This window comes from Streptomyces sp. NPDC001700, assembly GCF_053596435.1.
The window spans coordinates 632,891-648,826 of sequence record NZ_JBSFGE010000001.1 but is presented as its reverse complement, the minus strand read 5'-3'; the positions used below and the strand labels follow the sequence as shown (position 1 = coordinate 648,826).

General features: G+C 70.3%; 21 protein-coding genes and 1 pseudogene. 10 read left to right on the top strand and 12 right to left on the bottom strand.

Annotated features, from left to right (window positions below; all coding sequences use genetic code 11):
• Positions 1-41: 41 nt before the first annotated feature.
• Complete coding sequence (locus ACWC5C_RS02985) at positions 42-293, bottom strand: DUF397 domain-containing protein (protein ID WP_450873054.1); 252 nt, start codon at positions 291-293, stop codon at positions 42-44.
• Positions 290-1,102, bottom strand: a complete 813-nt coding sequence (locus ACWC5C_RS02980; protein ID WP_450873052.1) for a helix-turn-helix domain-containing protein — start codon at positions 1,100-1,102, stop codon at positions 290-292. The genes ACWC5C_RS02985 and ACWC5C_RS02980 overlap by 4 nt, the downstream gene beginning before the upstream one ends.
• A 100-nt stretch (positions 1,103-1,202) precedes the next feature.
• Between ACWC5C_RS02980 and ACWC5C_RS02975 the strand changes: the two genes are divergently transcribed.
• A complete protein-coding gene (locus ACWC5C_RS02975; RefSeq protein ID WP_450873050.1) occupies positions 1,203-1,754 on the top strand; it encodes an ATP-binding protein in 552 nt (183 codons plus the stop codon).
• Positions 1,711-2,127 carry an effector-associated constant component EACC1 gene (locus ACWC5C_RS02970; protein WP_450873048.1) on the top strand — a complete coding sequence of 139 codons (417 nt, stop codon included), beginning with the start codon at positions 1,711-1,713 and terminating at the stop codon, positions 2,125-2,127. The genes ACWC5C_RS02975 and ACWC5C_RS02970 overlap by 44 nt, the downstream gene beginning before the upstream one ends.
• Here the strand turns inward: ACWC5C_RS02970 and ACWC5C_RS02965 are convergent.
• Together ACWC5C_RS02965 and ACWC5C_RS02960 are read right to left on the bottom strand one after the other, a co-directional pair.
• Positions 2,114-4,147, bottom strand: coding sequence for a hypothetical protein (locus tag ACWC5C_RS02965; RefSeq protein ID WP_450873047.1), 2,034 nt, complete (start codon positions 4,145-4,147; stop codon positions 2,114-2,116). The genes ACWC5C_RS02970 and ACWC5C_RS02965 overlap by 14 nt on opposite strands.
• Positions 4,148-4,186: 39 nt before the next feature.
• Positions 4,187-5,500, bottom strand: a complete 1,314-nt coding sequence (locus tag ACWC5C_RS02960) for an ATP-grasp domain-containing protein (protein ID WP_450873046.1) — start codon at positions 5,498-5,500, stop codon at positions 4,187-4,189.
• A gap of 115 nt (positions 5,501-5,615) precedes the next feature.
• Between ACWC5C_RS02960 and ACWC5C_RS02955 the strand changes: the two genes are divergently transcribed.
• Positions 5,616-6,065: a hypothetical protein gene (locus ACWC5C_RS02955; protein ID WP_450873044.1), complete on the top strand. Its 450-nt coding sequence runs from the start codon at positions 5,616-5,618 to the stop codon at positions 6,063-6,065.
• The gene (locus ACWC5C_RS02950) at positions 6,062-6,430 is read left to right on the top strand and encodes a hypothetical protein (protein ID WP_450873042.1); all 369 of its coding nucleotides are present in this window, start codon (positions 6,062-6,064) and stop codon (positions 6,428-6,430) included. The genes ACWC5C_RS02955 and ACWC5C_RS02950 overlap by 4 nt, the downstream gene beginning before the upstream one ends.
• Here ACWC5C_RS02950 and ACWC5C_RS02945 read toward each other — a convergent pair.
• Together ACWC5C_RS02945 and ACWC5C_RS02940 are read right to left on the bottom strand one after the other, a co-directional pair.
• Positions 6,369-6,695, bottom strand: a complete 327-nt coding sequence (locus ACWC5C_RS02945; protein ID WP_450873262.1) for a GNAT family N-acetyltransferase — start codon at positions 6,693-6,695, stop codon at positions 6,369-6,371. The two genes, ACWC5C_RS02950 and ACWC5C_RS02945, sit on opposite strands and share 62 nt — an antisense overlap.
• An 11-nt stretch (positions 6,696-6,706) precedes the next feature.
• Positions 6,707-7,579 carry a protein kinase domain-containing protein gene (locus tag ACWC5C_RS02940; RefSeq protein ID WP_450873041.1) on the bottom strand — a complete coding sequence of 291 codons (873 nt, stop codon included), beginning with the start codon at positions 7,577-7,579 and terminating at the stop codon, positions 6,707-6,709.
• 67 nt (positions 7,580-7,646) lie between these two features.
• Here ACWC5C_RS02940 and ACWC5C_RS02935 point away from each other — a divergent pair.
• The 3 genes and pseudogenes from ACWC5C_RS02935 to ACWC5C_RS02925 all read left to right on the top strand — a co-directional run.
• Positions 7,647-7,784: pseudogene (locus ACWC5C_RS02935) on the top strand (ATP-grasp ribosomal peptide maturase); the annotation flags it as partial.
• A complete protein-coding gene (locus ACWC5C_RS02930) occupies positions 7,781-8,155 on the top strand; it encodes a hypothetical protein (protein ID WP_450873040.1) in 375 nt (124 codons plus the stop codon). The pseudogene ACWC5C_RS02935 and the gene ACWC5C_RS02930, both read left to right, overlap by 4 nt.
• Positions 8,082-8,696 carry a hypothetical protein gene (locus ACWC5C_RS02925; RefSeq protein ID WP_450873260.1) on the top strand — a complete coding sequence of 205 codons (615 nt, stop codon included), beginning with the start codon at positions 8,082-8,084 and terminating at the stop codon, positions 8,694-8,696. Before ACWC5C_RS02930 ends, ACWC5C_RS02925 begins: the two co-directional genes overlap by 74 nt.
• A gap of 21 nt (positions 8,697-8,717) precedes the next feature.
• On the opposite strand, the gene ACWC5C_RS02920 is transcribed toward ACWC5C_RS02925, so the two are convergent.
• From ACWC5C_RS02920 to ACWC5C_RS02910, 3 genes are all read right to left on the bottom strand, one after another.
• Positions 8,718-9,704, bottom strand: coding sequence for an aldo/keto reductase (locus tag ACWC5C_RS02920; protein ID WP_450873038.1), 987 nt, complete (start codon positions 9,702-9,704; stop codon positions 8,718-8,720).
• Between the two features lie 51 nt (positions 9,705-9,755).
• Positions 9,756-10,649 carry a helix-turn-helix transcriptional regulator gene (locus ACWC5C_RS02915; RefSeq protein ID WP_450873036.1) on the bottom strand — a complete coding sequence of 298 codons (894 nt, stop codon included), beginning with the start codon at positions 10,647-10,649 and terminating at the stop codon, positions 9,756-9,758.
• Positions 10,650-10,726: 77 nt separating this feature from the next.
• Positions 10,727-10,879, bottom strand: coding sequence for a hypothetical protein (locus ACWC5C_RS02910; protein WP_450873034.1), 153 nt, complete (start codon positions 10,877-10,879; stop codon positions 10,727-10,729).
• On the opposite strand from ACWC5C_RS02910, the gene ACWC5C_RS02905 reads away from it, so the two are divergent.
• The gene (locus ACWC5C_RS02905) at positions 10,870-11,133 is read left to right on the top strand and encodes a TetR/AcrR family transcriptional regulator C-terminal domain-containing protein (protein WP_450873033.1); all 264 of its coding nucleotides are present in this window, start codon (positions 10,870-10,872) and stop codon (positions 11,131-11,133) included. The two genes, ACWC5C_RS02910 and ACWC5C_RS02905, sit on opposite strands and share 10 nt — an antisense overlap.
• Here ACWC5C_RS02905 and ACWC5C_RS02900 read toward each other — a convergent pair.
• Positions 11,117-11,995: an alpha/beta fold hydrolase gene (locus ACWC5C_RS02900; protein WP_450873031.1), complete on the bottom strand. Its 879-nt coding sequence runs from the start codon at positions 11,993-11,995 to the stop codon at positions 11,117-11,119. The genes ACWC5C_RS02905 and ACWC5C_RS02900 overlap by 17 nt on opposite strands.
• 112 nt (positions 11,996-12,107) lie before the next feature.
• Here ACWC5C_RS02900 and ACWC5C_RS02895 point away from each other — a divergent pair, with 112 nt between their 5' ends.
• Positions 12,108-12,614, top strand: a complete 507-nt coding sequence (locus tag ACWC5C_RS02895; RefSeq protein ID WP_450873029.1) for a CGNR zinc finger domain-containing protein — start codon at positions 12,108-12,110, stop codon at positions 12,612-12,614.
• Between the two features lie 33 nt (positions 12,615-12,647).
• On the opposite strand, the gene ACWC5C_RS02890 is transcribed toward ACWC5C_RS02895, so the two are convergent.
• Positions 12,648-13,337: a ribonuclease H family protein gene (locus ACWC5C_RS02890; protein WP_450873027.1), complete on the bottom strand. Its 690-nt coding sequence runs from the start codon at positions 13,335-13,337 to the stop codon at positions 12,648-12,650.
• Positions 13,338-13,803: 466 nt separating this feature from the next.
• Between ACWC5C_RS02890 and ACWC5C_RS02885 the strand changes: the two genes are divergently transcribed.
• The gene (locus ACWC5C_RS02885; protein ID WP_450873025.1) at positions 13,804-14,739 is read left to right on the top strand and encodes a hypothetical protein; all 936 of its coding nucleotides are present in this window, start codon (positions 13,804-13,806) and stop codon (positions 14,737-14,739) included.
• A gap of 64 nt (positions 14,740-14,803) precedes the next feature.
• On the opposite strand, the gene ACWC5C_RS02880 is transcribed toward ACWC5C_RS02885, so the two are convergent.
• Entirely contained in the window at positions 14,804-15,631 is an 828-nt protein-coding gene (locus tag ACWC5C_RS02880) for a YwqG family protein (protein WP_450873023.1), read from the bottom strand.
• Positions 15,632-15,936 lie beyond the last annotated feature (305 nt).

Here is a 15,936-nt window from a genome sequence, read left to right as displayed (position 1 = left end):
CCAGCCTGTCCAGTGTGGACTGAACAGGCTGGACTGCGTAATCAGGCGTGCGTGGCGAACCCGACGAACGTGTCCCACGCGGCGGCCGGGAACGTCAGCATCGGCCCCTCGGTGACCTTGCTGTCACGGACGTGGATGGCGCTCGGGCACGCGGCGACCTCGACGCACTCGCCGCCTTCGCCCCCGCTGTAAGTACTCTTACGCCACTCCATGGCGACCTCGACGCAGTTGCCGCCCTCACTGCCGCTGTAGCTGCTCTTGAACCAGTTCAACTCGCTTATGCCCCTGTTCATAGCTCTCCCAGCACCTTCTCAATAAGCCCCAGCGACTCCCGTGGGTTGAGAGCCTGGGCCCGGATAATCCCATACCGAGCTGCGATGACGCGGACATCTTCCCGGTCGGTGAGCAGGATGCTGTGTCCCTGACCTTCGATGTACGCGATCTGCGTGCCTCCCTTCGGGATCATCAGGATGAAGGGCCCATCGGCTCCGGCATGGTCCTCCCGGTCCGTCGGCATGATCTGGATCTCCACGTTGCGCTTCTCCCCGAGGAGGAGCAGATGTTCCAACTGCCCGCGCAGAACCTGCTTCCCGCCATACGGCCGGTGCAGGATGGCCTCCTCCATGACGAAACCCATGATCGGTGCGGGCTTGACCGTGAAGATGGCCTGGCGCTCCAGCCGTGCGGTGACCCGCTGTTCGATCAGCTCCTCATCCAGCGGCGGACGACGCATGCCCAGGACGGCGCGCGCGTAGTCCTTCGTCTGCAGGGGCCCCATGAACACCTGGTTCTCGTACGAATACAGCTCTGCCGCTTCCTTTTCGATCTCCGCCGCATCCTGGAAGAACGCCGGGTACCGGGCCAGCGCGGCCTGTTCCTTCTGCGACTTGAGGATGCCCCCGGCGGCCAGCACCTCATCCGCCTTGTCAATCAGATCCGGCTTGGGGATGCGGCGCCCGCATTCCACCGACGCGATCTGATCCGCGCTGTACCCGATCCGTTGCCCCAGTTCCGTCTGCGTGAGCCCGGCCTTCTCCCGCAGCAGCTTCAGCTGCCTGCCGAACCCCCTCGTGAACGGAGACGACTCGTCCCTACCTGCCATGTCACCACCCCTGCCCACCGCGCCCGCGTGTCCGACAGACACTGTCCGTACAGGCGCGCTTACTGGTCAGGCTAGGCACACGACCCCCACCCTCGTTGCCATGACGACCGAAAATCCCCCCTCACGGGGTACGTCCGAGGGTCAGCTCCCCGCCGTACCCGGAGAGTTCGCCATGCGCTTCACCTCGACACCGCGCGGTGCGCGGCTCGCGCGGCGGCTCGTATCGCACCGGCTGGCAGCCTGGGGCTATCCGTACGATTCCAGCCCCAACGAGATCACCACGCTCATCGCCAGCGAACTGTGCGCCAATGCGGTGCGTCACGGACGCGTCCCCGGGCGGGACTTCCACGTACGCCTGACCGCGCCGCTGGACGACTCCGGCCCGATCCGTATCGAGGTGTCGGACACCCGGGGCGAGCGGCAGCCCACGCTGACGACGGCGACGCCGGAGGCGGAGCGGGGGCGCGGACTGTTCCTCGTATCGCAGTTCGCGGAGCGGTGGGCGGTTGGGCCACGGCCCAACGGTGGGCCCGGGAAGACCGTTTGGGCGGAGATCGCGACGAAATACAGCGCGCCCAGCCCTATGGTGAGCAACCATGGAACAGCGGATGCAAGCCGCTCTGCGCGTGGAGATCAGCGCGGAGGCGGATGATGGGGATCTCGCGATCCACGACCTGTACCGGTGGCTGCGGCGGGACCCGGACGTCCGGGCGCACGCCGAGCTGAATCTGCTCCCGTCCCGTAACGGCGGGCCGTTGGCCGTCATCGATCTGGTGGTCAGTCAGGGGCTGGGCGCGCTGAACCTGGCCCTCTCCTACGCGGCGTGGCGCGCGGCGCGGCCGACCGCGCCCGCCGTCCTGATCGCCGCCAACGGGCGGTCGATAGCGGTGCGGGGCGAGTGCGACGCCGGGACGGTACGTACCTTCCTGGAGGCGATGGAGACCGCGTCCGCCCCGAGCCCGACCCCGGCCCCGGCCCCGGCGGCGGACGCGGACGCGGACGCGGACGGGCTCAGGTCAGGCTGATGGGCCCTTCGAGGGCCTGCAGCGTCCCCGCGGGGAGCCGGTCGTTGCCCCAGCTGCGCTCGATGTAGCCGATGATCCGCGTGACGTCTTCGGCGGGCACCCGTTCCGGTTCGCCGCGCTCCAGCGGGTCGGCGTGGAAGATGTAGAGCCGCGAGGCGAACTGGTCGAACGGCAGTGAGGCCTCGCCGAACCGCTCGCCATTGCCCGCGGTGGAGACGACGACGCCGTCGCCCCAGTCCTGGCCGCTGTCGTTGTTCGGGTTGTAGAAATACACCCGCATGACGTCCTGTGGGTCCGGCGCGGCCCGCAGGATCGTGATCGCGTGCCAGCCGACGTAGCGGGCCGCGCTGTCGGTGACGGCGACACCGGCGGGCTGCGGGTGGATCAGCGGCTGCTCGCCGTTGTAGGACGGGTGGTAGGTGGCGTGGAACTGCCGCAGGAACGCGTCGAGGTCGACCAGGTTTCCGGTCGCGACGTCGACGTTGATGTGGAACCCACGCCCCGACCACCAGCCGTGGAACTCGGGGTTGACCCATCGGTGCGGGTCCCCCGGCCGCTCGGCGCAGCGCCGCCCCATCTCGGCGTAGATCCGGTCCAGGTGGGGCACCACGATCAGCGACACGGGGTCCAGGTCCATCGGCAGCGTGGTGGCGACTCCGGTCGCGCTGTCCTTGGACGAGATCGGCTGGCCCTCGAAGTGCATGATGACCTCGTCGTCGCGGGCCGCCCAGACCACCATTTGCAGGAGGTAGTCCGGGTCGTTGTAGGACCACATCGACAGCGCGCGGGCCGACTGGCAGGTGGGGTTGTCGCCCTGACCGACGCCGAGCGGCTGGCCCAGCATCGAGAGCACCCCCGCGACCAGCCGCGCCCTCGGCCCCGGCACCTCGCCGAAGACCGTCGTCAGCCGCTCCCGCGCGACCGGGGACAGGTCGAGCGCCAGCTGGCGCCACAGCGCGGGCACGATCGGCGGTTGGTAGAGGATGCCTCGGTCGAGCAGCAGCGCCAGCCCGTAGACGCTCTGCGCGGTCTGCGGGTGCACGGCCACCTCGATCAGCCGGTGCACCAGTTCACTGAAGCGCAGCAGGCAGTTCCGGCCGGTGTCGGACAGGCCGAGCGCCTCACCGACGAGGTAGTCGCTCTCGTTCAGCAGGAACCGGAGCAGTTCCGCGTGGTACGGCGACACCAGGCCGGTGTCGTGCATCGCCCGCGCGAACCCCGCCGCCTCGTACTGGAGGCCGCCGGTGTCCATCGCCTCAAGGCGGGAGCGGAAGACCTCGATGCCCGGGTCCTCGCGGCACGCCTCGGTGGTCCCGTACAGGCTCGTGATGAGCCGGTCGATGCCCAGCCCCGACGACACGCCGAGAGCGACGTCCGGATCGTCGCGGTAGGCCGCCACCCGGGTGATCAGGGACTGCACCGCCTCGACCTGGATCGGACGCTGGCGCAGGATCCGCCAGATCTCGTCGACCAGATTGTCCAGGACGCTGTCGTAACCGATCCCGTCGGCGAGGTGGCGGAACAGGTGCCGGATGAGCTGCGCGGTCCGGCCCTGCTGGGCCCGCTCCGCCTCGCTGGGCGGGGTGAACAGCAGCTCCAGGTTCATCGCCAGCACCTGGGACAGGAACTGGCGGGCGTCCTCGGTGGGCAACGTCGGGTGCGTGAAGTCGCCGCGGGCCACGGCGAGCATCCGCAGCTCGCTGGTCGCCTCCATGACCACGGTGTCCGCGTCTCCGCTGTGCAGGCCCGGCCTGACCAGCGACGGGATGAGGATCTCCGGTGTCGCCCAGTCCGTCCCCTGGAAGAGCCCGGCGTCCTCAAGGGCCTGCGCCCTGGCCTGGACCGCCGCGGCGCCGCCCGGCTGCATGAGCACCCGCCGCAATGCTTCCAGAACCCGCCGAAGCTTCGTGTGCTTGCCGAAGTCGCGGGTTTCGGCCATGGCCTGGATGGCGTCGTCGAGTGAGGTCACGCGCTTGTCCAGCGTCGTGACCTCACCCCTGACGTCGACGGTCGGTTTCAAAGGGTTTCCTCGGGTAGGTCTCCTGCGCCCACGGAGTCGTCAGACGTAGAAGTCGAGCTCTTCCTGCTTCTTCAACAGGTCGCGCATCCGGTAGGGGTCATCACCGAAGAAGTACAGCAGGCCCCAGTGGGTGCCGAACGCGGTCCTCTTGGTGACAGTCTCCTCAAGCGGCGTCGAGAGGTCGTGCGACTCGTAGTAGTCGTCGTCCTCGGTCTCCTCCGGGATCTCCAGGGCGCTGACGACGCGGCGGCGCGGGTAGACACCGAAGCAGCCCGCGACCCCGGACGCGTCGACCACCTCGCGCGGGAAAAAGGCGTCGATCTCCTCCTCGGTCGTCTTCGGGTCGAAGGCCAGCACCAGTGCATGGTAGGCGTTGAACCCGTATGCCCGTTCCAGCAGCTCGAACACCTTGAAGCCTGGCGGCCGGTAGGCTACCTCGCCGAAATACATCTCGCCGTCACTGGTGACGAAATACTCCGGGTGCACGAAGCCGAACTCGATGTCGAACGTCTTGATGAGCTTCTCGATCTGCGCCGTGATCTGCGGGCGGTACTGCTCCAGCTCCGGGGTCGCGGGAACGAACACCGAATATCCCAGCGTGACGTATTCGGAGATGTTGAGGAACTTGATCTTCCCGTTGTGCACCCATGCCTCGACCGCGAATTCCCAGCCATCGAGGTGGGATTCCATGAGGACCGGGAACTCCTCATCCGGAATCGAGTCGGCCTCGTCCGGGGTGCGGATGACGCGGTGCCCGAGGCATCCCGCCTTGTCGAACGCCTTGAGATGGATCGGGTCGTTCGGGTCCCCGTCCAGCTTGAGCAGGGTCTGATTGACGCGCTTGAGGAAGCGGATCACGTCGTCCCGGTCGTGGGCTTCCTCGAATATCCCGACCCGGATGCCGCCGAGCTGCGCGCGGCGCTTCATCAGCGCCTTGTCCCGCAGCAGCATGGCCTGACCGTACAGACGCGGGTTGTCCAGCAGAACGGAATTGATGGCCCCCGCCCATTCCACCGTTTCCTCGAACAGCGGGATCGCGACGTCGACCCCCTCGTTCTGAAGAGTCTCGGCGATCTCCAGGGAGCGGTCATTGAGCCGTTCGAAATTCCACAGCATGTAGGGGATGCCGTGCTCGACGCAGTACTCCTCGGCCCACTCCGGCGCCACGACGATGTACCGCCGGTCGAACCGATCGAGGGCTTCCACGGCGTTGAGACTCCAGCCGAGAAGCGCTACATAGCCTTTGTCCGGGTTCCTGGTCGTCGGTTCGACTTGTGGCATAGACAATTTCTCCTTCGGCGCGTGCGCGCATCGACGACGTGTTTCGCGCCTACCCGACGATCCGCCGCGCAAGCGCCTCACCCCGCGCCCCCGTCAGCGCCGATCACGACGGCGAGGACGTAGACGGTGATGATCAGGACAGTCGGCGGGTGGGAACCTGCGGCCTCCGGGCCGCGTCCTCCTGGGCGTGACGGAAACGCCCGGCCTCCCCAGCCCTGACAACTGCGCGAGCGCTGACAGCGACGAAGAGTCCCTGCGGCCTGGTCCGCTCTGGCGCCATGCCGTGTGGGTTGCGGGCCTCACCCTCCTCGGCGTCGGCCTGGGCTGGGCCGACGCGTCGTACCGTTTCGGCCCCGATGAGTACGGGATGCCACTCGCCGTTCCGGGGCAGGTGCGACCGTACCTGGTGGCCTGGACCGTGACCGGCCTGACGGCGGCAGCCGCGCTGCGGGCTGTCGCCGCCAGGGTTCCGCTCATCGGGCCGGATGTGCTCGTCCTCATCCTCACCTTCATGGGCACCCGGCTCTCACTGGGCTTCCGCCCGGACCCCCCGCTGCTGGCCGCCTCGGCCGCAACCGCACTGATGGCAGCACTCATCTGGTGCGCCCTTGCCCTGCGCCGCGGCCGTAGCGGGTGAGTACGCGACGCGGGTGGCCGGTGTGGCACCACGAGCAGCACCAAGACGCGGGGCGCTACTACATACCGACGCACGCCAAGGTGGAACACGACGGCACCGCCGTGCTCCGATACAAGGTGGGCAGCGGCCCGGACTCCAGCGTCGAGGACTTCCTCCGCACGTACGACATCACCGCCGAGCCGAAGCGCACCAGCCCGTCCCACGTGACGTACTCCGACCGCTTCGGCGACGTACGGCGAACATTCACGATCACCTACAACCCGACGCCCGAACCTGGCGGGTACGACTACGCGCGGATCACCGTCAGAGCCAGGGGCACCGACGCAGCAGATGGCCCAACTGCCCCGTCACCGCTTGTGCAATGAGTACACCTGGTACGGCACGACGGTTCCCTCTTCGCCCGGCGGTACCAAAGGCGAAGTCGACCACGTGCTGGGCGGCTTCGGTGGCGTAGCCGTTGCCCCAGGTGTCCTCGCGGAGGATGTAGCTGATGGTGCCCATGGACGCGGACCATCGCCGCAGAGCGATCAGACCAACCAGCTCGTCCTCGGCGCGGATGCCCCAGCTCCACTGCGCTCGCGGGGCCTGGGCGGCCCTGGCGAAGGCCGTGCGGGCGTCGTCGAGGGCCAGCGCTCACAGGGTCACCACGACGTGGCCAGCTCCTGTGCGGTGGGGCGGTCGGCGGGGTCCGCTGCCAGGCAGGCGGTGATGGCTTCCTCGAAGGCGGGGAACGGCCACGGCCGGACCTCGCCGACCGCCGTGGTGCCGCCCTTGGCGATGGCCCGCAGCTTCTCCACCCGGTCGACGCCATCGTCGTACTCGACAGGACGGTGGCCGGTCCAGCACCAGAACAGGGAGGCCCCCAGGCTCCAGATGTCGGCGGCCGGTCGCACCTGGACGTGGGTGTCCGTGGGGGTGGCGAGGATGGCGGCGGCGACCTCGGGGGCGGTGGTGTGGGTGAGGGCGCCCCGGTACGGGATGCGCGAGCCGTTGTGCGGGCCGCACGCGAGGGCGTAGTCGATGACGGCCGCGCGGCCGTCGCGCGTCACGAGGGTGTTGGTGGGCTGCACATCGGCGTGGGCCCAGCCGACCGCGTGCATCCGGGCAAGGTGCTCCGTCCAGCTGCGGGCGATCCCCAGCAGCCAGGGCCGTACCGAAGCGCGGTCCCCTTCAGGCCCCCGGGCCAGCGCCAACGCCCGCCACAACGGCGCCCCGTCAACCCACCGCACAGCCAGCCACCGCCCGCCCTCCCACGCCCCGGCACCAACCCGATAGCCGGGGTCGATGGCGCCCGCATCGGCGAGGCGGAGAAGGTGGCCGTCCTCCTGCCCCATCTCGGCGGCCTTGTCCCCGTCGGGACTGTTGGCCTTCAACGCCACCGCGCCCAGGGCACCTTGGACCTTCCAGACCCGCGAGCCACGCCGATCACTCAGAAGCCGCACCGAGGCGGCCTCACCGACCTGCCCGGCGAGCCGGGCGACGGCTTCGCTGGGCGGAGCAAGCGCCTGCTCCATGTACGGATCTCCTTCCGTGTCGCCGCGCCGGATGGCGGCCCTTACGGGGACGAACGAGGCAGGGGCGCTGTGCGTCACCCGTGACGGTGACCTCCAGTGGCTGGAGCTGAACCCCAACGGCCAATGGGGTTGGCTCGAAGAGGAGACCGGGCTGCCGATCGCCGCCGCTTTCGCCGATCTACTCGTACAAGGAGCAGCAACGTGACCCACGCCGACCCCGCGACCCTCCGCCGCGCTCTGGCTGATCGCCTGGAGGAGGAGGGCGTCCTCAAGACCCCCGCCTGGCGGAAGGCCATCGAATCCGTACCCCGGGAGCTGTTCCTCCCGTCGTTCTTCAACGACGCGCTCGGCCCGGACGGCATCACCCAGTACACCCCCGTCACCCGGGCCGCCGACGCGGACGAGCGGCTGGCGCTCGTCTACCGGAACGAAACCTGGGTGACCCAGCTCGACGGCCACCTCACCGCCGACACCGGAGACCGGCACCGGCTACTCCACGGGCCTGCTGTGCCACCGCCTGGGAGAGGACAACGTCACCAGCGTGGAAGTGGACGCCGCCGTCTCGCAGCGGGCTGACGCGGCCCTGGAGGCGGCCGGGTACTCGACGTGGACCGTCACCGGGGACGGACTCCTCGGCCACCCGCGCCGCGCACCGTATGACCGAACCATCGCCACCTGCGCCCTCCGCCGCATCCCCTACGCGTGGGTCCGGCAGACCAGGCCCGGCGGGGTCGTGCTCGCGACGGTGGGGCCCAGCGCCTGGTCATACGGCACCGGCCTGGCGAAGCTCACCGTCAAGGACGACGGCACCGCCGAGGGCCGGATCATCGGTCGGACCTCGTTCATGCCCGCCCGGGCGGAGGCAGCCGTCCCCCTCTCCGGAGACCTCGCCGCGCCCGGCGCCCAGCTCGTACGAGCCGTCAGCGACAGCCAGGAGACGGTCTACCTGTTCGACCCCAGCCGCGAGGCGTTCGCCGCCCTCACCGCATGGCGGGACGCGGGCGAACCCGACATCACCTCCGTCCGCCTGGAGGTCACTCCCCAGACGCACACCTACCGGATCGGCGATCACCCGGCCCTCCGCTGGAGCCACCCCCACCCGCCGCTGCACACCTGAGACGGCCGGGGCCGGGGCGTCCTACTTGCCGACGAGCCGCATGTGCTGGGGGTTGTAGCGGTCGCCGTGTACGCCGATGCGGGCTGCCGTGGCGTCGAGATCGGCCACGTCGTCGGCGGACAGGGCGAGCCGTGTCGCGGCGGCGTTCTCCTCCAGGCGTTCGACGCGGCGGGTGCCGGGGATCGGGGCGATCCAGGGGTGCTGGGCGAGGAGCCAGGCCAGGGCGACCTGGCCTGGGGTGGCGTTCTTGGCGCGGGCGAGGGTGGCGACGTGGTCGACCAGGGCCTGGTTGGCGGCGAGGTTGTCCTGGTCGAAGCGCGGGATGGTGGTGCGGATGTCGCCTTCGGTGAACGCGGTCGTGGTGTCGACGGTGCCGGTGAGGAAGCCCTTGCCGAGCGGGCTGAACGGCACGAATCCGATGCCGAGTTCGGCGAGCGTGGGCAGGACCTCGGATTCGGGGTCGCGCGTCCACAGGGAGTACTCGCTCTGCACGGCGGTCACGGGGTGAACGGCGTGGGCCTTGCGGATCGTCGTCGCGGAGGCTTCGGACAGCCCGAAGTGGCGTACCTTTCCTGCCTGTACCAGCTCCGCGACCGCGCCCGCGACGTCCTCGATGGGGACGTCGGGGTCGACCCGGTGCTGGTAGAAGAGGTCGAGGGTGTCCGTGCGCAGTCGGCGCAGCGAGGCGTCGGCGACCTTCTTGATCTGTTCGGGACGGCTGTCGAGCCCGACCGACGTGCCGCCCTCGATGCGCCAGCCGAACTTGGTGGCGAGGACGACCTGGTCGCGCACCGGGGCGAGCGCCTCGCCCACGAGTTCCTCGTTGACGTACGGACCGTAGACCTCGGCCGTGTCGAAGAAGGTGGTGCCCCGGTCGACGGCGGCGCGGAGCACGCCGATCATGTCCTGCCGGTCTCCGGGGTTGGGGCCGTAGCTCTGGGACATACCCATGCAGCCCAGACCGATGGCCGAGACCTCAAGGCCCTGGCCGAGTGTGCGGGTGTGCATCGTGATGCTCCTTGCGCGGTGGGGGTGAACGTCTGAAGAGGGAGACGCCGTTCAGCCGTGGTCGGCGGGCGCGGACGCGTCCTCGGTGGCCGCCCACGCGGCCAGCAGGCGCAGCGCGTCGTGGGCCGGTGTGTTGGGCTCTGCGGAGAAGGCGGTCAGGGTCAGGCCCGGCTGCGAGGGCAGTTCCATCGCGTCGAACTCAAGAGTGATGTCCCCAATGGCCGGGTGGCGGACGGCTTTGCGGCCGGTGTGGTGCAGGCGCACGTTGTGCTTGGCCCAGGCGGTGCGGAACTCCTCGCTGCGGGTGACGAGTTCACCGATCAGGCCGGTCAGGTCACTGTCGCCGGGAGCCCGTCCGGCCTCCGTGCGCAGCAGGGACACCGTGGTGTTCAGGGACTCCTCCCAGTCGGGGAAGAAGTCCCGGCCTGCGGGGTTCAGGAACTGGAAGCGGGCGATGTTGACCGTCTGAACCCTGTGATCCTGAACGCCGCGATCGGGGAACAGGGGGGCGTACAGCGCGCGCCCCAGGCGATTGGCGGCGAGGATGTCGAGGCGGCCGTTGCGGATGAAGGCCGGGGAGTCCGTCATGGAGTGAAGGACGCGCAGCACACTGTCCGGCAGTGGGCCGGGGGCGCGTTTCGTACGGCGGCGGGCGGGGCGCCGGGCGACGGCGCGGGCGAGGTCGTACAGGTGGGCGCGCTCGGCGTCGTCCAGCCGGAGGGCGTTCGCGACGGAGTCCAGGACCTCCTCGGAGGCCCCGGCGAGGTGACCGCGCTCCAGTCGTACGTAGTAGTCGACGCTGACCCCGGCGAGCATCGCGACCTCCTCGCGCCGCAGCCCTGGCACGCGCCGGTTGCCGCCGTACGCGGGCAGACCGGCCTGCTGCGGGGTGATCTTCGCGCGCCGGGAAGCGAGGAACGCGCGGATGTCGCTCTCGGTACTCACGCGTTCCAGGCTAGGTCGGACGGTCCGGACGAGGGAGGTTCTGTCAGTACCTGTGACGGCCGGGCCTCGCCGACCGCTCAGGGCGGTGGCCTGAGCCACCGCGCGGCGAGGTCGGTGATCATCGCGCCGCCGCGGTCGCTCAGGTGGATGTGGTCCACGAACAGTTCGAGGCCGTTGTCGCGGGCGACCTCGTCCCAGCTGCCTGGCGGATCCGGAGCGCATGGCGGCACACCGGGTGGCGATGAGTCGGCACGGCGGTGGCCCCGAGAAGGCGGTCTCCGGCTTCGCCGCCTACCTGCGGGCCGAGCAAGGCCTCGGGCGCATCGCCACGGACGCGGACCCTGACGCGGCCGCGGCGCTGCTGGTCGGCGCGTGCTTCCAGGAGGCGTTCCTGCGCTACTACGCCCAGGGCACGGACGCCGAGGCCGCCCCCCGCGCCCACGCCGAGGCCCTCGCCCGGGCGGTTGTCAGACCGCTGCTGTGACGGCGGTGGTCAGGAAGCCGCGTATGTAACCGGCCACGGTGTCCAGGTGGCTTTCGAGGAGGAAGTGGCCGCCTCCGCGCACGAGGTGGATCTCCGCGTCCGGGAGGTCACGGGCGAAGGCGCGCGCTCCGTCCGGGCCGAAGATCTCGTCGCCCGCGCCCCAGACCGCGAGGAGCGGGACCCGGTGTTCCCGGAAGTAGGTGTGGACCTGGGGGTAGAGGGGCCGGTTGGTGGCGTAGTCGCGGAACAGGGCCAGCTGGGCGAGGTCGTTGCCCGGGCGGTTGACCTCGCGGTGGTCGGCGGCCCAGGCGTCGGGGTCGACCAGCTCGGGCCGGGCCACCCCATGCGTGTACTGCCAGCGGATGGCGTCGAGCGAGAGGGCGGCCCGGACGGGGGGCTCGGTCTCGGGGCCCGGGTTCTCGGCGTACTCCCATACGGGCTTCCAGAACTCCGGTACGAAGCCGTCCTCGTAGGCGTTGCCGTTCTGCGTGATCACGGCGGTGATCGCGTCCGGGGTACGGAGGGCCAGCCGCCAGCCGATGGGGGCGCCGTAGTCCTGGACGTAGATGGCGTAGCGGGTGACGCCGAGCTGGGCGAGCAGGGCTTCGGTGACGTCGGTCAGGGCGTCGAAGGTGTAGGTGAACGCGTCGGCGGGCGGGGTGTCGGAGTTGCCGAAGCCGAGGTGGTCGGGGGCGATGACGTGGAAGCGGTCGGCCAGCGCCGGGATGAGGTGGCGGAACATGCGGGAGCTGGTCGGGAATCCATGCAGGAGGACGAGCGTGGGCGCCTCGCGGGGGCCTGCCTCGCGGTAGAAGACGCGGTGTCCCCGTACGGTCGCGTACTGGTGGCGGATCTCAATCATGACTAACCCCTTCGAGGCTTTGTGGTGGTTATCCCTCGCGTCCAGTAGACCGCCGCTGGAGTAACCTGTCAAACCACTTGATGCAGTTAGCGGGGAAGGTGGGATCCGTGCCGTGCTGGACGACCAGGCGCTCATGGAGGCGCTGAACAGCACCCCTGTCGTGGAGGGCCGACGCCGGGATCTGTGGCGTGACGACGATGAGGTGGAGCGGTGGGCGCGGGGCCACGGGGGCGTGGGCGGCGCGGAGGAGTCGCGGTGGTTGCTCGCCGCGCGGGACGCGCTCCAGGCGGTGGAGTCGGACCCGGCGGCGGCCGCTTCGCCGGAGCTGCGCCGGGTGCTCGCGGGCGTACGTAAGGTCCCGCAGGCCAGCGCGTCGGGCATCGAGTGGCAGGTGGAGGCCCCGCCGGAGCGCAGGCTCGCTGTGGAACTCGTCCTCGCGTGGGCGGACGTCAAGGAGCGACTGCCCGGCCGTCTGCGGCCGTGCGGGAACCCCGAGTGCCGCCTGTTCCTATTGGACCGCAGCCGTGCCAACACCGCACGGTGGTGCTCGATGAAGACCTGCGGGAACCGGCTCAAAGCCCGCCGTCACCAGGCGCGTACGCGGGAGACCCCGGCGTGAGGTGGTGAGCGGCGGGCCGTACGGGCCGGGTCGTTAACCGGCGGTCTTGCAGGCGGGGTGCCCCCACCCGTCGGGGTTTTTCGTGATGGACTCGCCCTTCGCGTACGGCTGACCGCAGCGGCAGCGCCCGGGGAACTTCGCCTTGATCGACCCGCCACCGCCACCGCCGCCCGGGCGGGCGGTCTTCTTTCGAGCCGGGCGGCCGCCCCCGGCCGGGCGCGAAGCCGACTGGGGCTCCGGCGGCGGCAGGGCGGAGCCGAGCGAGGTCCCGGCGGCCTGCTGCGTACGGGCCGTATGGCTGGCGGCCCGGTCCGCGGCGTCGTTGTACGGGTCGCCGTCGACCTGGTGGGCGGGTACGTAGACGAAATCGACGGTGCGGCCCGTCAGCAGCTCGTCGATACGCATCACCAGCCCCTGGTTGGCCACCGGTGAGCCCGAGGCCGTCTTCCATCCCTTCCGCCGCCACCCCGGCAGCCAGGTGGTGACCGCCTTCATGGCGTACTGCGAGTCCATCCGCACCTGCAGCGGCACGGCCGGATCGGTGGCCTCCAACAGCTTCTGCAGCGCGGTCAGTTCCGCCACGTTGTTCGTCGCGGAGCCGAGCGGCCCGGCCTCCCAGCGCCCCACCTCGCCACTCGCGTCCGCCATTGCCCACGCCCAGGCCGCGGGCCCGGGATTCCCTTTGGACGCGCCGTCACACGCGGCGATGATCTGTTCATCCATGCCCCGATCCTGCCAGGGGTCCGCGACGACACCCGCATTCACGGAGAGGTCGCACCCCCCGTACTCTCCGTCGCGGGCCGTTTGAGACCGTTGACAGATGCACGCAATTATTGGAAGGAAACAGCCCGTCGCGCGCATCGCGACCATCCTGGCCGCGTTAGTGATGTCGCTCTGCGGGACTCTTCTCGCCTGGCCCGAAAAGGCTCACGCGGCATCGCCGCCCGACGAGCTGTCGCCCGCCACGTGGAACATGCAATACAGCCCGGACAACTGGAGAAGGGCGTGGGAGCTGTCCGCGACGCACCAGGTAGTCGCGCTTCAGGAACTCCCACAGGGTCTGCCCGCGCAGGTGCAGGGACAGCAACCACGGGTCCAGGGGAACGTGGAGCGTTACACCTGGCGGACGTCAGGCCGCCAGGAGGTGCGCTACCTCTACGTACTTCGGCAGGCGTCACGGACCCTCGGTATGGTCACGTCCTTTCAGTCGGACGTGTACTTCGAGATCACCGCCCCCTACCGGTCGATGCTGGCGGTGGTCGACATGGACCGTCGCATGATGTTCGCCTCGGCTCACGCGTCCGCCGGGGGCCGCGCCCCCGCCGGTGCGGACGCGCCCGAGCTCCTTCGCCGAGCCGAGACCACCGCACAGATCGCCGGAATCGACTGGATGGTGCTGGGCGACTTCAACCGTGAGCCCCGGCAGCTGTTGCCGGACATACCGAACGGCAGCCGCCTCTACAACAGCGGTCGGCCGACCCATCGAAACGGCCGCGAGCTGGACTACGGCGTGTCCAACGTGGACACCGACCGGTGGGAGGCGGGCGTCGGGCCGAACTCGGCCAGCGACCACTGGCCCGTCGAGTTCGGCACGCTGCGGGCCGCCGGGGAGCGCGGGGTAGCGGTCCACAACGTCGGCAACGGCGAGGATCTGGGCATCTGGGGCCCCGGGGCGCGCGACGGCACCCCCGCGAGCACCGAACCGGTGTCCCCGAACCGGGACGAGGACTGGGTGTTCCAGCCGTCCGGTGTCTCCCAGGACGGCAAGAAGAAGACGTACCGCATCGTCAGCTTGACGTCACCGCCCGACAAGCCCAAGTGCCTCGACGTCGAAAACGGCCCGTCGGGACGGCCCGGCGATCGCTACGTCCTCCAGGACTGCCGCCCCCTCCAGCACCCTCCGGGCCTCCCGGACCTCGGCGCCAGCCAGAACTTCAGCCTGATCTCCCCTGACCCGCGCCTCCCCAACATGCACGTGCTCACCAACGAGGCCACCGGTTTCGACGCGTCCGTCCTGGACCGGGCGCCGGGCCTCGGGCACTGGATCGGCCTTGGAGATAGGCAGCCGAAGGACGCCCGCACCTACTACTTCTACCTCAACCCGGTGACGGCCGGTCCCGCGTAACCGGTCCCACACCCCGGCCGCAGCCGCCCCCGGGTGGCTGCGGCCCGGTACGTCCGCCGTGACGTCAGCAGCATTGCCACGTGAACATGGCCTGGTCGAAACGGCCCGCGGCGAGGTCGTCCGGGCGGATCAGCCAGTACAGGGCGCCGCCGTCGCCCCACATCAGGTCCGCGTCCTCGTCGGAGTCGAACTGGGCCAGCAGCACCCAGCGCCGCGCCTCCTCCTCGATCCGGGGGTCCTCCCACGCGACGCCCCCGCCCAGCGCACCGTGCGCCACTACGCTCTCCACGGCGCCCTGGATCGACTGCGGATGGCCGCCGATCTGATGCGCGGTGCCGCTCTCGTACTCCCACAGCGCCCTCTCGAACGCGTCCGGAAGCTCCATGCCGTCGAGGACGGGCGATTCGGTGTCGGGGGCGCTCGGCCCTATGCGCGCGGTCAACGGCACCGCCGGGTACGGGGTGAGCCCGTCCCCGTCCCCGTCCCCGTCCTTGTGCGAGTCGGGCGGCAGATGAAGCACGCGGGCTCCGGGCCAGGTGGTGGGGTCGGCGGTGTCGACCAGGGCGTCGTCGTCCTCGTCGCCGTAGTAGAAGAAGGCCAGCCGCCCTTCCGTGGGCAGCGGTACGTCCAACTCGCCCGTGGGCAGCGTGGCGAGGGCGGCGAGCGCGGCGCAGTCGACCGCCGCCACGAACCGCAGCGGGCCCTTGCCCTCCCACACCGGCCACGCCACGTCGTCGGGCAGCCGGGGCAGACCGCCGAGCTGCCCGACCACCGGCTCGCCCGCCTCCGCCGCCCGCAGGTGGGCGGCGGGCCGCAGCAGGGCGGTCCAGCGGCGGGCCGCGTCGGCGGGGAGGTGGGCGCGGGCGAGGTCGTGCAGCGCGTCGTTCGTCATACGGCCCATCATCACGGGCCCCACCGACACCGGTCCCCTGGGCGGGGTTCCTCTCCCCCACCCCGCCCCTTCCCGAACCGGGGACACCCCGGACCCCACTGCGGACGCAGCGACGGCGGCTGGAGACACCCCGGGCCCCGCTGCCGGGCGCGGGTGCAGCGGGCGCACATCCCGGAGCCCGCTGCCGAGCACAGGAACGGCGGGCAGGCACACCCCGGGCCCCGCTGCGGGATGCGAGGCGGCAGGCAGGCACACCCCAGACCCCACCGCCGGATGCGAGGCGGCAGGCAGGCACACCCCGGACC

Coding starts and splice junctions, on each gene's coding strand:
- ACWC5C_RS02985 (WP_450873054.1), bottom strand. CDS start 293: ATGAACAGGGGCATAAGCGAGTTGAACTGGTTCAAGAGCAGCTACAGC.
- ACWC5C_RS02980 (WP_450873052.1), bottom strand. CDS start 1,102: ATGGCAGGTAGGGACGAGTCGTCTCCGTTCACGAGGGGGTTCGGCAGG.
- ACWC5C_RS02975 (WP_450873050.1), top strand. CDS start 1,203: ATGACGACCGAAAATCCCCCCTCACGGGGTACGTCCGAGGGTCAGCTC.
- ACWC5C_RS02970 (WP_450873048.1), top strand. CDS start 1,711: ATGCAAGCCGCTCTGCGCGTGGAGATCAGCGCGGAGGCGGATGATGGG.
- ACWC5C_RS02940 (WP_450873041.1), bottom strand. CDS start 7,579: ATGGAGCAGGCGCTTGCTCCGCCCAGCGAAGCCGTCGCCCGGCTCGCC.
- ACWC5C_RS02920 (WP_450873038.1), bottom strand. CDS start 9,704: ATGCACACCCGCACACTCGGCCAGGGCCTTGAGGTCTCGGCCATCGGT.
- ACWC5C_RS02905 (WP_450873033.1), top strand. CDS start 10,870: ATGGCGGCACACCGGGTGGCGATGAGTCGGCACGGCGGTGGCCCCGAG.
- ACWC5C_RS02900 (WP_450873031.1), bottom strand. CDS start 11,995: ATGATTGAGATCCGCCACCAGTACGCGACCGTACGGGGACACCGCGTC.
- ACWC5C_RS02890 (WP_450873027.1), bottom strand. CDS start 13,337: ATGGATGAACAGATCATCGCCGCGTGTGACGGCGCGTCCAAAGGGAAT.
- ACWC5C_RS02885 (WP_450873025.1), top strand. CDS start 13,804: ATGGTCACGTCCTTTCAGTCGGACGTGTACTTCGAGATCACCGCCCCC.
- ACWC5C_RS02880 (WP_450873023.1), bottom strand. CDS start 15,631: ATGACGAACGACGCGCTGCACGACCTCGCCCGCGCCCACCTCCCCGCC.